Source organism: Rothia halotolerans, assembly GCF_004136635.1.
GTDB classification, from domain to species: Bacteria; Actinomycetota; Actinomycetes; order Actinomycetales; family Micrococcaceae; genus Rothia; species Rothia halotolerans.
In genome coordinates, this window is the sequence record NZ_NOIU01000001.1 from 673,497 (window position 1) to 688,460 (window position 14,964).

A 14,964-nucleotide genomic window follows, 5' to 3' on the forward strand; every position below is an offset into this window, starting at 1 on the left:
CTAGGGTGCCTCGTCCAGCGCCTTGGCGCGCACCAGCTCCACCGCGCTGTGCACCGCGCCCACCCGGACGGCGTCGGCCCCCAGCTCGGAGACCACGACCTCGAGCCACGGCGCGTAGAGGTGCTCCGCGATCCGCTCCCGGGCCGCGCGCACGACGCCCTCGAGCGCCGGTGCGATGCCGCCCGAGACCACGATGCGGTCCAGGTCCAGCGGCCCGGCCAGGACCACGCAGACCCGCGCCAGGACGTCCGCCAGCCGCGCCACGACCCCGGCGGCGACGGCGTCGCCCCGATCGGCCGCCTCGAAGACCTCCTTCGCGCTGGGCCCTCCCGGGGGCCTCCGCTCGAGGGAGGTCCGCTCCCCCCGCTCGATCGCCTCGCAGGCCAGCTCGCGGGCGCGGGCGGCGAGGCCCCGGGCGGAGCCCACCCCCTCCACCATGTCCAGCAGCCCCATCTCGCCGGCTCCTCCGCGAGGCTGCCGCAGCGGCTCGCCGCGCAGCACCAGCCCCGCGCCGAAGCGCTCCCCGGACAGCAGCGCGGCGAAGGAGGCGTCCCGCGCGGCGGGGTAGCGGTGCAGCTCGGCCATCGCGGCCAGGTTCGCGTCGTTCTCGACGAGGCACTCCCAGCCGCGCTCGGCGGCGAGCGTGCGCAGCTCGGGGTTCATCAGCGCCCAGAACTCGTTCAGCCCGTCGGGCGAGCGGCCCTCGGCGTCGACCGGCGCCGGGACCCCGATCACCATGGCCCCGACCCGGGAGGAGGGGACCCCGGCGTCCTCCAGCGCGGCGTCGACGGCGGCGAGGATCTCGGACCGGCGCTCCTGCCCGCCCACCTCCTCGTGGCCGAACTCCCGCTCCACCCGGGCGAGCTCGCGCCCCCGCAGGTCGGCGACCCCGGCCGTGACGCGGTGCGGCCCCGAGTCGACGCCGACGACGAAGAGCGCCCCCTCCCGGAACGCGTACCTCAGGGCGGGCCGGCCCTTGGTGTAGGTCCCCGCCTCCCGGGCGTTCTCGAGCGCTTCCAGCCATCCCTGCTCGGCGAGGTTCCGGCACAGGGCCAGCACGGTGGAGCGGGTCAGGCCGGTCGCCGCCATCAGCTCCGTGGCCGTGGCGGGACGCCCGTGCCACATGTGGTCCAGCACCTTGCGGGCGTTCATCCTGCGCAGGTACTGGGGGGAGCTCTGGCCGCTCCGCGTGTGTTCTGCCTCCATGGCGCTCCTCATGACGTCACTTCTGGATCCATTATTGCGCAGACTACATTTAGTGCTTATATTTATTCCGTACAGAAATTGTGTCGCAGATCATAGGGAGGTCCCACGTGGGCATCACGGATCGCCATCGGCCGCCGGGGCCCTCGCGCCGCTCAGTCCTGGGCGGCGCCGCCCTCGGAGCGCTCGCGCTCGGCCTCGCCGGGTGCGGGAGCGCCGGCCGGACCGAGCTCTCGCTCTACCAGTCCAAGCGGGAGGCCGTCGCCTACTTCCGCGAACTGATCAGCACGTTCAACGCCGAGCAGGACGGCCGCATCCGGGTGGTCCACGACACCGTGCCGGACAGCCTCGCCGCGAAGTTCGCCCGCAGCGACCCGCCCTCCCTCGGCCTGCTGAACTACAACTACGAGATGGCCGCCTACCAGGAGCGCGGCGAGCTCTCCGACGTCTCCGACCTCCTCGCCGAGGCGGACATCCGGGCCGCCGTCATGGATCTCGTGGACCAGTACCCCACGTACCCCGGCCGCACCAGCGTGATCCCCTACTCCATGATGGGCGCCGCGGTGCTGTACAACCGGGAGATCTTCGCCCGGCACGGGCTGGAGGTGCCCACCACCTACTCCGCGTTCATCGAGACCTGCGGCATCCTCCAGGAGGCGGGCGTCACCCCGATCTACATGACCCACGGAGATCCGTGGACCGCTTCCCAGGGGCTCCTGGACTACGCCATCGGCGGCTCGGTCGACGTCGCCGGCTTCTTCGAGGACCTCCGCGCCCAGGGCGCCGACGGCGGGCCCGACGCCGAGGTCTCCTTCTCCCACGCCTTCCGGGAGCCGCTGGAGAAAGCCCTGGAGATCAACGAGTTCCGCAACGCCGACGCCGCGAGCAGGAAGTACGGCAACGGCAACGTCGCCTTCGCCAACGGCGAGGCGGCCATGTACTTCCAGGGGCCCTGGGCACTGACCGAGATCGACACCGCCAACCCGGACACCGACCTCGGCTTCTTCCCGCTGCCCATGACCGAGGACCCCGAGGACCGCAGGATCCGGGCCAACCTGGACCTGGCGCTCTGGATCCCGGAGGGCGTCCCGAACCCCGACGCCGCCCGCGAGCTGGTCCGCTACCTGATCGCCCCGGAGATCGCGGACGACTACAACGCGAAGAACCTGGGCTTCGGGGTCCGCGAGGGCTCCCCCGTCGCCTCCGACTCCCGGCTCCAGGACCTGCAGGGCTACGTCGACCGCGCGGCATACTACCAGGGCGTCTCGATCTCCATCCCGCGGACCATCCCCTACGAGAACTACGCCCAGGGCATCGCCACCGGGCAGAGCCTCGAGGGCACGCTGCGCACCCTCGACGAGGACTGGGTGCGCCTGGCCCGGCGCCAGAAGCCCCGAGAATAGACCCGCCCGCCGCCGACCCCGACACTCCTCCAGACCCGCCACGCGCCGTCGACGCCGACGACGCCCGAGGCAAGGACAAGCATCCATGGCCACCGTCACCGAACAGCTGGCGACCGCTCCCCCACCCGGCGAACGCCGGAGGCGAGCCCGCCCGAGGCCGGCGCGCCGGCGCCGCGTGGACCGCGTCCACTACCTCTTCCTCCTCCCCGTCCTGGTGCTCTTCACCCTCTGCATCACGCTGCCCGCCGTCATGGGGATCTTCTTCAGCTTCACCGACTCGGTGGGGTTCGGCGAGTTCAACTTCGTGGGCTTCACCAACTACGCCGTGATGTTCAGCGACCCGGCGATCCTCTCCTCCTACGGCTTCACCTTCCTCGTCGCCCTGACCACCGTCGTCCTGGTCAACATCATCGCTCTGACCCTGGCGCTCGGCCTGACCAGCAAGATCAAGGGCAAGACGGCGCTGCGCACCATCTTCGTGCTGCCGATGATGGTCTCCGGGATTATCATCGCCTTCGTCTTCCAGTTCATCTTCAACAACACCGTCCCCGCCGCGGCCGAAGCCCTGGGCGTCGGGCCCCTCCAGGAGTCGATCCTCTCCGATCCGAGCCTGGCATGGATCGCCATCGTCCTGGTCACGGCCTTCCAGTACACGCCGCAGGCGATACTCATCTACATCGCCGGACTGATGACCATCCCCAGGGACGTCTACGAGGCCTCGTCCATAGACGGCGCCACTCCGTGGCAGCAGTTCCGGAGCATCACCCTGCCGCTGGTCTCCGGGTACGTGCTGATCAACGTCATCCTGGGGTTCAAGGACTTCCTGAGCACCTACGAGGTGGTCGTCGGCCTCACCGACGGCGGCCCGGGGACCTCCACCGTCTCCGTGACCATGTCGATCTTCCGAGGCTTCCAGAAGGGCGACTACGCCTACCAGATGGCCAACTCGACCATCTTCTTCCTGATCACCCTGGTGATCGTCCTCATCCAGCTCCGCGTCACCCGAGGAAGGACCCAGTTCTGATGGCCATGCAGACCACTCTCGACCCCGTGGAGCAGGACCCGACCGCCCCCGCCCCGTCCAGAAGCCAGACCCGGCCCACCCGGCGCCGGAGCTCCGGGACCAGGGTGTGGGTCACCACCGCCCTGATGATCGTCGCAGCCTGCTTCGTCCTGCTGCCCTTCTTCGTCGCCCTCTCCATGGCATTCAAGACGGGCCAGCAGGCGGTGCAGGCCGAGGCCTTCGCCCTCCCCTCCCCCTGGAGCATCGAGGGCTTCAGGGAGGCGTGGACGCTCACCAACTTCCCCGTGGCCTTCAGCATCTCCCTGACGGTCACCGTGGTCAGCGTCCTCGGCACCGTGCTCCTCAGTGCGATGGCCTCCTACGCCATCTCCCGGAACTGGAACCGAAGGCTGTTCCGGTACTCCTTCCTCTACCTGATGACGGCGATGTTCCTACCCTTCCCGGTGCTCGCCCTCTCGCAGGTCAAGCTGACCGGCATGGTGGGGCTGGACAACCCGGCCGGGGTGATCCTGCTGCACATCATGTTCCAGATGTCCTTCAGCGTCATGCTGTTCACCGCGTTCCTGCGCTCGCTGCCCGGTGAGCTGGAGGAGAGCGCCTACATCGACGGCGCCTCCACCTGGACGACGTTCTGGAAGGTGGTCTTCCCCCTGATGATGCCCATGGCGGCGACCGTCGGCATCTTCGCCCTCCTCAAGGGCTGGAACGACTTCATGATGCCCTCGCTGATCATCGGCGACCCGGCCCTGCAGACCCTGCCGGTGATCCAGCAGATCTTCCAGGACCAGTTCAGCAACAACTACCACGTCTCCTTCTCCTCCTACCTGCTGGCGATCGTCCCCGCGATCATCGCGTACGTGATCTCCCAGCGGTGGGTCATGTCGGGCCTGACCCAGGGCGCCGTGAAGTAGCCTTCCCAGCCCGGCCCGCAGTTTTCCGCCAAGCCCCCCCCACGAACCGAAAGGACAGCATGACTGCCGAAGCAGCGCTCGCGACCTCCCCCCACCCCGCCGCCCGCCGGACGGACGCCGAATGGTGGCGCCAGGCGGCCGTCTACCAGATCTACCCCCGCTCCTTCGCCGACGCCGACGGCAACGGCATCGGCGACCTCAAGGGCGTCGCCGACCGGGTGCCCTACCTGCGGGAGCTCGGGATCGACGCCGTCTGGCTGAGCCCCTTCTACCCCTCGGCCCTGGCCGACGGCGGGTACGACGTCGACGACTACCGCGACGTCGACCCCAAGATCGGCACGCTGGCCGACTTCGACGCGATGGCCGAGGCCCTGCACGCCGCGGGGATCAAGCTGATCGTGGACATCGTCCCCAACCACACCTCGGACCGCCACGAGTGGTTCAAGGAGGCGCTGGCCTCGCCGAAGGGATCCCCGGAGCGGGACCGCTACATCTTCCGCGACGGCCTCGGACCCGACGGCGCCCAGCCGCCCTCGGACTGGACCTCCGGCTTCGGCGGCCCGGCCTGGGAGCCGGTCGGCGACGGCCAGTGGTACCACCACTTCTTCGCCCGCGAGCAGCCTGACCTGAACTGGCGCAACCCGGAGGTCCGCGAGGACTTCCTGAAGACGCTCCGGTTCTGGTCGGACCGCGGTGTGGACGGCTTCCGGGTCGACGTCGCCCACGGCCTGAGCAAGGACCTCCCGGAGGAGCTGCCCACCCAGGCGGAGCTGGACGCGATCCCCGTGGACGGCAACCACCCCGTGTGGGACCGCGACGACGTCCACGAGATCTACGCCGAGTGGCGCCAGGTCTTCGACGAGTACGACCCCCCGCGCATCGCCGTCGCCGAGGCCTGGGTGGCCTCGGACCGCCGGCCGGCCTACGCGAGCCCGAGGGGCCTGGGCCAGGCCTTCAACTTCGACCTGCTCGGCGCGCGCTTCGACGCCGCGCAGTTCCGGGAGATCGTGGCCTTCAACCTCGAGCTGGCGGCGCGCTCGGGCTCCTCGAGCACCTGGGTGCTGTCCAACCACGACGTCGTCCGCCACGCCACCCGCTACGGCCTCCCCCCGGAGCCCGCCGAGCCCCGCGAGGACGGCAGCCTGCCGGCCGAGTCGGACGCGACGCAGAAGACCGGCACGTCCTGGCTGCTCCACCGCGGCCGGGAGCCCGAGCTGAAGGCGGAGCGGGGGCTGCGCCGGGCCCGGGCGGCGACGCTGTTCGAGCTCGCCCTGCCCGGCAGCGCCTACATCTACCAGGGCGAGGAGCTGGGGCTGCACGAGGTCGCGGACATCGCGGACGAGGACCGGCAGGACCCGACGTTCTTCCGCAGCCCCGGGGTGAGCGTGGGACGGGACGGATGCCGCGTGCCGCTGCCGTGGAGCGCCGGGGGCGAGTCCCTCGGATTCGGCGGATCCGCGCATATTCCGCAGCCGGAATGGTTCGCGGAGCACTCGGTCGAGCGCGAGGACGGCGATCCGGACTCCACCCTGTCCCTCTACCGGCGCGCGCTGGCGCTGCGCGGCGAGCTGCGCACCGAGGAGCGGCTGGAGTGGCTCGAGACGGGGGATCCGCAGGTTCTGGCCTTCCGCCGGCCCAACGGGTGGGTCAACGTCACCAACTTCGGCGAGGGGCCGTTCCCGCTGCCCGAGCCGCTGCGCGGCGAGGTGCTGGTCGGCAGCGTCGCGCTCGAGGAGGAGGGGACGCTGCCCGGCGAGGCGAGCGTGTGGCTGAAGGCGTAGCGAGGCGGCTCTTCCCCGGGCCCGGCGAGGCGCCGGTGCCCCGCTGAAGCCGTGCGGTTCCACCCGCGCGACCTCAGCGGGCGCCGGCCCCGCGCGGCCTCGGCTGGGGACCGGCTCCCGCGCAGCCTCAGCTGGGGCCGGCTCCCGCACGCTCGCACGGGCATCGGCCCCCGCGCAAGCGCCAGCGGAACGGCGGCCCCACGCAGACACCAGCGAGAACAGGCACCAGCGGGCCGGCGGCTCCCGGGTCCTACAGTTCGACCCGGTACTCCAGCACGCTGCGCCCAGGATGCCCGGGGTCGGCGCCCGCCGTCAGCTCATGCCCGGAGACCTCGTGCCGGGACCCGAAGGTCATCCCCAGCCGGCCCGCGAGCCGGATCGAGGGGGCGTTGGCGACGTCGATCATCGCCACCGCCTCCCGATGCCCGGCCCCCCGGACCCGCTCCAGCGCCTCCAGACCGGCCACGGTGGCGATGCCCCTCCCCCAGAAGGCCCGGCCCAGGCGCCAACCGATCTCCAGCCGCCCCTGCGGGCCCCACGGGTGGAGCCATCGCTGGGCGCCGACGAAGCCCGCCGGGACGCCGTCGTGCTCCACCACGTAGAGGCACACGCCCTCGGCGTCGAAGACCTCCCGCTGACCCTCGACGAAGCCGCGATAATAGTCAAGGTTCCGCTCCGTCCCATCGCCGACGTAGCGCATCACCGCGGTGTCGTCGAAGAGCGCGTGGAGCGGCTCCGCGTCCCGCGGCTCGGGAACCCGCAGGACGACGCCGGGCGCGCTCATTCGCTTCTCCGCCATCATCCCTCCCTTCCGATCACGGAAACGGTCGAAGGGACGCCACCGACTGAACGCGCTGGGAATCACGCAACCAGTCATGCACATCGGGATTGATGCTGTTGACGAGCTGCAGGGCATCTCGAAGACGCGCGCTGACATCCACTTCCAGGAGATTCTCCATGTGCGAGACCCTGTTCCGTAGAGCATGGAGCCGCCGCATCCGGTCACCGGTTGCGTGCCCGTGCGGGTCATTGCGCAGATATGGGAAGGCGCCCTTCAGCGCATCTTCCCATAGCCTCCTCGTGATAGCAGGATCGCCGCCCCCACGTTTCCGGGGGAGCAAGGTAGCCCATAGACCGAATGTCGTGTTAGCCAGCAGATCGTCGTGAGAGATCGGCTCGTTCTTCCGCGGATGATTCGGGGACCGCCGCTTCCGAGCCCGGTGAGCCTGGTTGCCGATCTCGCGGATGCGGTGCGCATCGATGATAGAGCTCAATGGCTCCGCTGGGGAGCGCAGCCATTCCTCCACATCCGACTCCGTTCTGTTCCACCTGCGCAAGGCTGGGTCCACGGCATTCCTGAACACCACTTCGACGAAGCTCAACACCTCGTGGAACGAGGAGGAAAGATGTGTGTTCCATTGATACATCGCGATGACTTCGTGCAGAGAAGAAGAGCCGACCCTCGCCAGATAAGGCCCAGGCGCACGTCGTGTAAATATGTTCGTAGATGGTGCAGCTCTCGCGTCATGACGCCTCGCCCCCTGCCTGCACGCGCCCTTGACCTTTTACACTGCATAGCCTACTGTTCCTTGGATACGGGTGAGGAACCCGCTGATCCATGAAACCCCCGAGGGCCTGAGGCTCGAGGGGGTTTCTCGTATCCACGGACCTCTCCGCGGACCCGCGGGCCGAGCCCCCTCCGCCCGGAGCGGACCGGCGTCGTTCCTACAGCAGCGCGTCCACCGCGGAGACCAGCGCGATGTGCGCCAGCGACTGGGGGAAGTTCCCGGTCATCCGCTCGTTGCGCACCGAGTACTCGGTGGAGAGGAGGCCGACGTCGTTGGCCCGCTCCAGCACGGCGTCGAGGATCGCCCGGCCGTGCTCCACCCGGCCCGCCCGGATGTTCTGCTCCGCGAGCCACAGCGAGGAGCCCAGGTGCGGGTTGTCCTGCCCCTCGATGCCGTCCAGCCCGTCCGCGTTGCGGTAGCGGTAGATCAGCCCGTGGCCGGCGCCGAGCTCCCGCTCGATCCGCTCCGCGGTGCCGAGCATGCGGGGGTCGTCGTAGGCCACGAAGCCCACCTGGGCGATGTGCAGCAGCGAGGCGTCGACCGTGTCGCCGCCGTAGACCTGGACGAAGGAGTTCAGCTCGGCGCTGTACCCGTGGGCCCAGATCTGCTCGGAGAGCCGGTCCCGGGCCGCGGCCCACGCCTCGGCGGCGCCCGGCATGCCGTGGATCTGCACCGCACGCACGCCGGCGTCCAGTGCCGCCCACAGCATGGCCTGCGAGTGGGTGTAGACCTGGGTCTCGCCGTGCGTCTCCCAGATGCCCTGGTCCTCCTCGCCCACGTGCCCGACCGCCGAGTTCAGCAGCGCCTGCTGGATGGGCCAGGAGAGGTGGTCCTCGGCGAACCCGAGGCGCCGCAGCCGCTCGAAGGTCGACATGAGCCGGCCCATCGCGTCACCCTGCAGCTGCGAGGCGGGCCCGATGCCGCGCCGCACCGGCCGCGAGCCCTCGTAGCCGGGCAGGAAGCCCACGTGCCGCTCGAAGTCGTCGCTCTCCCCCGCCAGCCCGTAGACGTTGTGCAGGTCGGAGGGGTCGTTGGCGATGGCGCGCAGCAGCCAGTTGCGCAGCTGCGCGGCCTCGCGCTCGTGGCCGTGCTCCACGGCGATCTCCACCGCGTGCGCGACGTCGCGCAGCCAGCAGAACCGGTGGTCCCAGTTCCGCTCCCCGCCGACGACCTCGGGCAGCGACGTCGTCGGCGCCGCCACCAGGCCGCCCGTCTCGCGGTTCATCAGCGCGCGGATGACCAGCAGGGAGCGGGTGCGCGCCTCGCGATATCCGGCCAGGCGCGGGTCCTCGCCCTCGGCGCCGTCCGCCGGAACCGAGCCGAGCGAGATGGCCCCGGAGTCCGGGCCGGCGGCGTCCACCGCGCTGAAGGCCGAGGTCGACGCCGGGATGGAGCCGGTGCTGGCCGGAGCCGGCAGCGAGGGGTCCTGGTACTGGTCGGACCATTCGCTCCAGTGGGCGACCGTGCGGTTCAGGGCGTCGTGGATGTCCAGCGCCGGCGGCGGGTTGCGGTGGGAGGCGAAGTAGGTGAGCGTGTAGTCGCGCACCTGGCCCGCGGAGATCGGGAACTCCCAGGTGAGCGTGCCCTCGGGGGACTGGGTGGCCTCGGGCAGGGGGTCGCCGCGGAAGACCAGCGCGTCGGGTCCGGCCAGCGCCACGACCATGCCGTCGGCCGGGTCGGAGTACCCGGTCGCGGGGTCGGGGGCGCCCTCGTAGCGGGTGGACCAGGGGCGGGTGCGGCCGTAGCTGAAGCGCATCCGCAGGTCCTGGTGCATGGTGACCTCGCCCGCCAGCCCCTCGACGCGCCGGACGATCTCGGTGCGCCCCATCAGCGGCATGAAGTCGGTGACGCGCACCGAGCCGGCGTGCGTGGTCCACACGGTGTGCAGGACGAAGGAGTTCTCGCCGTAGAAGCGCTCGACGACGCGCGCGTACGGCTCCTCGCCCTCGGAGATCTCCCCGGTGAGCGAGAAGTCCTCGCCGGCGGGGGCGGCGTCGGCCCCGAGGGAGGCCTTGGGCGCGAGGAGCCAGCGCCCGTGGTCCTCGTCCCCCAGCAGCGCTGCGAAGGACGCCTCGGAGTCGAAGCGGGGGGCGCAGAACCAGTCCACCGACCCCTCGCGGGAGACGAGCGCGGCCGTGCTCATGTCGGAGAGCAGGGCGTAGTCCTCGATATGTGAAGCCATGCTGTTAATCTATCGGGAATCCATCAGCACCCGTGCCTTTCGACTCGGTGAGGGTGATTTCTCACAGCTTCCGGGCCCCGCCTCGTCCGCTGGGGGCAGAGGAACTTGTAGCATACCCCAGCGGGGTATATTCTCGGCATATGGATGAGACCGCACGCGCCGACGCCAGCACCCCGCCCCACGGCTACACGCATCAGAAGGACGCCTACCTCAAACGGCTGCGCCGCATCGAGGGCCAGGTCCGCGGGATCGCCCGCATGGTCGAGGAGGACAAGTACTGCATCGACATCCTGACGCAGGTCTCGGCGGTCAACAAGGCGCTGCACGCGGTCTCGGTGGGGCTGCTCGAGGAGCACCTCGGCCACTGCGTGGCGGCCGCCGCCGCGGAGGACGGCGACGGCGAGGTCCTGCAGGAGAAGATCGCGGAGGCCACCGCGGCCATCTCGCGCCTGGTCCGCAGCTAGGACCGGGACCACCATATCGGCTGCGCCGCACCCTCCCCCAACTGCAGCCCCCGTCGAATCATCGAGATTCCCCGTAGCACCTGTAACGAATCCGACGCCTCAGACATATAGAAGATGTCACCGCCGTCAGCAGGGCCGCCGAGGGGCGGGCCGACGGCCCATCATTCTTCTGAGGACTGGAGGAGGCATCGTGCAGCTGCCCAGCGCCCGCGACCATGAGCACCGTAAGGGGCGCCCCGAGGATTCCTCATCGCTCCCGCTGACGATCGGCCAATTCGATTCGGTGAACGGGACGAACCGCCATCTTCCCCTGGAACGGGACGTCATGGCGGTCGCCGTGACAACCTCCGCGCTGATCGACGACGACGCCGCCCGGGCCGCCTGCCGAGCGACAGCGCAAGTCCACGCCGCCCTGAGGACCCATCTCGCGGCAGACCCCGGCGCAGGAGGCCGCCAGATCGTGAAGGACGACGCCGCGCGCCCGCACCTCCCCACGACGCCGCCCCGCACCTGCTGGTTCACCGCCGTCCCCGTCGAGGAGGCCGACCTGCAGATCGCCATGAACCGTCATATCGATGAGTTCGTGAGCAGTGCGGACGTGCGAGGCGGCAAGACCTGGTCGGTGTGCCTCTTAAAGACCCGATCCCGACGGCACATCCTGTTCGTTTTCACGCACTTCACCGCCGACTATTTTTCGCTCTCCCAGTATGTCCGGACCTATATCCGCTCACTGCGGGATCCTGAGGATGCGATCCGGAGCAGACGCTGCCGATACGCCGAGTACGCTCGGAGCCTCCACGCGCACCGTGCCGCCGCGGCCGAGGTCGAGAGATACCTGGATCTCCTCCATGCCATCGACCCTCTCCCCCACACGGGATTCGATGCGCCGCTCACCAGCGTCCGCTCGCATCGCAGACGCTGCTCCTCGGGATCGGACCTGGACGAGTTCACGATCGTGAGAGCCCTCCACACGGGCCTGCGTGAGTTCACGAACCTGCCGGTCTTCAGAATCGACGCCACGCGCTTGGGGCGCTCCACCTCGGCCGCGCGGTCTGCGGGAGGATGGCTGGCGCATGCCGTTCCCCAGTTCTTCATGCGTGAGCACTGCACGCGGGAGGCCATGGGACAGCACGATGCGCGGTTCCCGAAGCTCTTCTACCCCGTCCGGGAAAGACTCGGCGCCGGGAACCCCAGGAACTACGGCAGCCACGCGCTCTTGAATTATTTCGGCAAGCACGATCCGCGAGCGTGGTCGTTCCGAGGGTTCAGGATGTCCGCGATCCAGCCGCAGGGCGTGACCCGTTCACAACGATCCGACACGCCGATCCACCTCAAGGTCCGACTCATCGATGGAGACTGGCACCTGACCTGGAAGGGGAGCCGTCAAGTGACGGAATCCGGGGTGTTCGACGCCCTGGTCGAGCACGTCAGCCGGCAGCTCGAGGCGTGCCCCCAGGACGTGGATTCTCGCTGAGTTCATCGCGGCGCCCCACGCGAGAGCATCCTGCCGACGGGCCCGCCTCCCTCAGAGACGACCGAAGGCCTACGGCTGGGGCCCTTCGCCGGAGTCGCGCTAGTTGTGCTCCTCCGGGTGGGCTCGCTGGCCATATTTCGGATCGTCGCCCTGAGCCCCCGAACCCTTGGGATCAGCGGAAGCGGATCCGCCGGCGTCGGCCCCGGAGGCGGAGGCGGAGGCCGACCCGGCGCCCTGCTCCTCAGCGCGCTCGCGGGCCTGCCGGCGGGCGCGCGACTGAGCGTAGAGGTCGGCCGAGCGGCGGTTGACGCCGGTGCCCTGGCCGAGCTCCTCGTCGTTGGGCTTCTCGGCGATGATCAGGGTGGCGCACACCACCAGCGTGACGACGAAGACGCCGCCGCCGGCGGAGAGGGCCAGGCGCAGGGGCGCCTGGTGGTCGGTGCCGCCGGCGCCGAAGATGGCCACGCCCGCGAAAGCGATCACACCGAGGACGGCCGCTATGATGAGCGGGCCCTTGATGTCTGCTTTCAGTCCACGCTTGGGGCGGTGTGCCACGGGGTCTCCTCCTGAAGGATCGATGCTTCTTCGATTCTACGCGGCCCGGGCAAACCGGCCCCGCGGCGGGCTAGGCCTCGGAGCGCCGCTCGAGGTCCGCGGCGTCGTGCCGGAAGCTCAGGGCCGCCAGCAGCTGGAACACGCCGGTGACGAGCGCGCCGCCGCCCAGCACGCCGAAGATCGCCTTGGGCCCCATATCGCCCACCAGGAACAGCGCGACGGCCGTGAGCAGCGTGACCCCACCGGCGATCTTCCAGTCCCTGGCCATCGCGGAGCGGCCCGTGCCGCGGAAGCCCATGAGCAGCTCGGTCAGGCCGGCGATGCCGTAGATCAGCCCGGCCACCAGCACCAGCTGCGCCCCCTCGCGGGCGAAGGAGACCGCGAGGACCCCGCCGAGCAGGTACAGCAGGCCGAAGGACTGGACCGCGGTGCGCTCGGCGCCCGGGCGGTGGTTGACGTGCTCGTTGAGGCTGCGCTGGAGGTAGATCAGCACGATCCCGTGCAGCATCATGAAGATGCCGCTGACCCAGGTCACGGCCGTCATGCCGGGGTCTCCCCAGCTCCAGTGGTCCGAGGGCTGCCAGAACACGGTGACCAGCCCGAAGGCCAGGAGCAGGAGGGCCCGGAGCAGCACGGGGCCCTGCAGGGCACGCAGCTCGACGGCGGTCTCTCGGGGATCGGTGGCGGACATGAGGGCCTTTCCGGAAGGGATGGGGGCGGGCGGTCACCGGGCGTCGCGGACCGCCACGGGCCACGCATCAGCCTATCGGCACCCGCCCCGCCCCCGAAATGGCGCGGATCTCGCGCGGCGCCCGCCGGAAGGCCGGATCATCCCCGCCCCGGAGGCCCGAGCACCTCCCGCAGCACCCCGCGGAGCCGCGTCAGCCCCCGCACCAGCCCGGCCTCGCTCAGCCCGCCGAAGCCGACGACGACGCCCGCCTGCGGCCACCCGTCCCCGGCCTCCCCGGCCGCGCGCCGCCCGCGGCTCCAGTACTCGCCGAGCGCCGCCACCGCGATCCCGGCGCGCCCGAGCGCCTCCAGCACCCTCGCCTCGTCCGCCGGGCCGGGCATCCGCAGGACCGCGTGCAGGCCGCCGTCCATGGGCAGCACCTCCACGCCGGCGGGCAGCAGGGCGGCGTCGAGGGTCCGGGCCAGCAGGTCGCGGCGTCGGCGGTAGTCCCGCCGCATCCGGGCGGTGTGGCGGCGGAAGCCCCCGGAGCGCATGTAGTCGGCCACGGCGTCCTGGACCACCGCGGAGACCGGGGCGCCGGCGTCGCGCCGCAGCCGCAGGACCTCACCCCTCAGCCATCCCGGCAGCAGCACGAACCCCAGCCCCAGGCCCGGCGTCAGCGTCTTGGCGAAGGAGCCGAGCGTCACCACCCGCCCGTGCGCGGCCGCCTCCCGGGAGTCGAGGGCCGCGAGGGCGGGCAGCGGGTCGCCGACGTACCTGAGCTCGGAGTCGTAGTCGTCCTCCACCAGCAGCGCGTCGTGCTCCTCGGCCCAGCGGAGCAGCTCCAGGCGGCGGGAGACCGGCATCGAGGTGCCCAGCGGGTACTGGTGGGAGGGCGTGAGGAGCACGACGTCGGGCCGTCCGGCCCCGCGCGGCAGGCCCGCCGGATCGAGCCCCTGCGCGTCCAGCGGCACCGGCACCACGGTGTGCCCCAGGGCCTGGGGGACCCGGTGCAGCGAGGGGTATCCGGGGTCCTCGACCGCAACGGTGAGGGGCCCCGAGGAGGGCGGGCCCAGGACGGTCAGCAGCAGCCGCAGGCCGTCACGGGCGCCCGCGGTGACCACCAGGTCGCCCGGGGAGACGACCACCGAGCGCATGAGCCGCAGGTACTCGGCCAGCTCGCGCCGCAGCTCCTCGGAGCCCTCCGCCCCGTAGCCGAGGCCGGGGTGCGCCGCCGCCGAGCGCCAGGCCGAGCGCCACGCGGTGTTGGCGAGCGAGGAGATGTCCGGGGTGCCCGGGCGCAGGTCCACGAGCGGGACTGCGGAGGCTGGCGGGGCCGGGCGGGAGGCGGAGGCCGCGGGGCCGCCGGGACCGTCCGGGGACGACGTCGTCCCTCGACGCCCCGAGTCCGTCACCCCCGGCGGCAGGTCGGGGGTGACCCGCGTGCTGCCCAGGTCCGAGACGAGGTACCCCTCCCCCGCGAGCTGGTCGTAAGCCGTGGTCACCGTGCCCCGGGAGATGCCCAGGCGCTCCGCGAGCCCCCGCGTCGAGGGGACCGGGTCGCCGGGGCGCAGCGCGCCCGTGGTGACCAGGCGGCGGATCTGCTCGACGATCTGCCCGGGGATGGGCCCGGCCGAGCGGTCCACGTGGACCGGTATCTCGGCGTCGGCGGGGTAGCGGGGCATGGGACGAGTCTAGGACGCCATTCATGACTGGACCAAAAATCTAT

The 14,964-nt window shown here is 70.8% G+C and carries 13 protein-coding genes; 6 read left to right on the forward strand and 7 right to left on the reverse strand.

Annotation, left to right across the window (positions count from 1 at the left end):
* Positions 1–1,206: an ROK family transcriptional regulator gene (locus EWV39_RS03150; RefSeq protein ID WP_129656816.1), complete on the reverse strand. Its 1,206-nt coding sequence runs from the start codon at positions 1,204–1,206 to the stop codon at positions 1–3.
* A 107-nt stretch (positions 1,207–1,313) separates the two neighbouring features.
* Here EWV39_RS03150 and EWV39_RS03155 point away from each other — a divergent pair, with 107 nt between their 5' ends.
* From EWV39_RS03155 to EWV39_RS03170, 4 genes are all read left to right on the forward strand, one after another.
* A complete protein-coding gene (locus EWV39_RS03155; protein ID WP_238147984.1) occupies positions 1,314–2,606 on the forward strand; it encodes an ABC transporter substrate-binding protein in 1,293 nt (430 codons plus the stop codon).
* Between the two features lie 85 nt (positions 2,607–2,691).
* Positions 2,692–3,630 (forward strand): carbohydrate ABC transporter permease, encoded by a 939-nt coding sequence (locus EWV39_RS03160; protein ID WP_129656817.1) that lies wholly within the window; start codon positions 2,692–2,694, stop codon positions 3,628–3,630.
* Positions 3,630–4,541, forward strand: coding sequence for a carbohydrate ABC transporter permease (locus EWV39_RS03165; protein ID WP_129656818.1), 912 nt, complete (start codon positions 3,630–3,632; stop codon positions 4,539–4,541). The genes EWV39_RS03160 and EWV39_RS03165 overlap by 1 nt, the downstream gene beginning before the upstream one ends.
* Positions 4,542–4,600: 59 nt before the next feature.
* Positions 4,601–6,322, forward strand: a complete 1,722-nt coding sequence (locus EWV39_RS03170) for a glycoside hydrolase family 13 protein (protein WP_129656819.1) — start codon at positions 4,601–4,603, stop codon at positions 6,320–6,322.
* Positions 6,323–6,572: 250 nt separating this feature from the next.
* Here the strand turns inward: EWV39_RS03170 and EWV39_RS03175 are convergent, their stop codons facing one another.
* The 3 genes from EWV39_RS03175 to EWV39_RS03185 form a co-directional block, all read right to left on the reverse strand.
* Entirely contained in the window at positions 6,573–7,121 is a 549-nt protein-coding gene (locus tag EWV39_RS03175; protein ID WP_202864875.1) for a GNAT family N-acetyltransferase, read from the reverse strand.
* A 16-nt stretch (positions 7,122–7,137) separates the two neighbouring features.
* Positions 7,138–7,749, reverse strand: a complete 612-nt coding sequence (locus EWV39_RS03180; RefSeq protein ID WP_129656821.1) for a hypothetical protein — start codon at positions 7,747–7,749, stop codon at positions 7,138–7,140.
* 298 nt (positions 7,750–8,047) lie between these two features.
* Positions 8,048–10,072 carry a glycoside hydrolase family 15 protein gene (locus tag EWV39_RS03185; protein ID WP_129656822.1) on the reverse strand — a complete coding sequence of 675 codons (2,025 nt, stop codon included), beginning with the start codon at positions 10,070–10,072 and terminating at the stop codon, positions 8,048–8,050.
* 140 nt (positions 10,073–10,212) lie between these two features.
* Here EWV39_RS03185 and EWV39_RS03190 point away from each other — a divergent pair, with 140 nt between their 5' ends.
* Both EWV39_RS03190 and EWV39_RS03195 read left to right on the forward strand, forming a co-directional pair.
* The gene (locus EWV39_RS03190) at positions 10,213–10,536 is read left to right on the forward strand and encodes a metal-sensitive transcriptional regulator (protein WP_129656823.1); all 324 of its coding nucleotides are present in this window, start codon (positions 10,213–10,215) and stop codon (positions 10,534–10,536) included.
* 190 nt (positions 10,537–10,726) lie between these two features.
* Positions 10,727–12,010, forward strand: coding sequence for a hypothetical protein (locus tag EWV39_RS03195; RefSeq protein WP_129656824.1), 1,284 nt, complete (start codon positions 10,727–10,729; stop codon positions 12,008–12,010).
* Between the two features lie 99 nt (positions 12,011–12,109).
* Here EWV39_RS03195 and EWV39_RS03200 read toward each other — a convergent pair whose 3' ends face one another.
* The 3 genes from EWV39_RS03200 to pdxR form a co-directional block, all read right to left on the reverse strand.
* Positions 12,110–12,565 carry a hypothetical protein gene (locus EWV39_RS03200; RefSeq protein ID WP_129656825.1) on the reverse strand — a complete coding sequence of 152 codons (456 nt, stop codon included), beginning with the start codon at positions 12,563–12,565 and terminating at the stop codon, positions 12,110–12,112.
* A 70-nt stretch (positions 12,566–12,635) separates the two neighbouring features.
* Entirely contained in the window at positions 12,636–13,256 is a 621-nt protein-coding gene (locus EWV39_RS03205; RefSeq protein ID WP_129656826.1) for a hypothetical protein, read from the reverse strand.
* A gap of 137 nt (positions 13,257–13,393) precedes the next feature.
* Positions 13,394–14,920 (reverse strand): MocR-like pyridoxine biosynthesis transcription factor PdxR, encoded by a 1,527-nt coding sequence (gene pdxR / locus EWV39_RS03210; RefSeq protein ID WP_129656827.1) that lies wholly within the window; start codon positions 14,918–14,920, stop codon positions 13,394–13,396.
* Between the last annotated feature and the right edge of the window lie 44 nt (positions 14,921–14,964).

Bases quoted from the DNA above. Each gene is read 5' to 3' on its own strand.
- pdxR (WP_129656827.1), bottom strand. From the start codon at position 14,920: ATGCCCCGCTACCCCGCCGACGCCGAGATACCGGTCCACGTGGACCGC.
- EWV39_RS03180 (WP_129656821.1), bottom strand. From the start codon at position 7,749: ATGTATCAATGGAACACACATCTTTCCTCCTCGTTCCACGAGGTGTTG.
- EWV39_RS03205 (WP_129656826.1), bottom strand. From the start codon at position 13,256: ATGTCCGCCACCGATCCCCGAGAGACCGCCGTCGAGCTGCGTGCCCTG.
- EWV39_RS03150 (WP_129656816.1), bottom strand. From the start codon at position 1,206: ATGGAGGCAGAACACACGCGGAGCGGCCAGAGCTCCCCCCAGTACCTG.
- EWV39_RS03185 (WP_129656822.1), bottom strand. From the start codon at position 10,072: ATGGCTTCACATATCGAGGACTACGCCCTGCTCTCCGACATGAGCACG.
- EWV39_RS03190 (WP_129656823.1), top strand. From the start codon at position 10,213: ATGGATGAGACCGCACGCGCCGACGCCAGCACCCCGCCCCACGGCTAC.
- EWV39_RS03165 (WP_129656818.1), top strand. From the start codon at position 3,630: ATGGCCATGCAGACCACTCTCGACCCCGTGGAGCAGGACCCGACCGCC.
- EWV39_RS03175 (WP_202864875.1), bottom strand. From the start codon at position 7,121: ATGGCGGAGAAGCGAATGAGCGCGCCCGGCGTCGTCCTGCGGGTTCCC.
- EWV39_RS03170 (WP_129656819.1), top strand. From the start codon at position 4,601: ATGACTGCCGAAGCAGCGCTCGCGACCTCCCCCCACCCCGCCGCCCGC.
- EWV39_RS03160 (WP_129656817.1), top strand. From the start codon at position 2,692: ATGGCCACCGTCACCGAACAGCTGGCGACCGCTCCCCCACCCGGCGAA.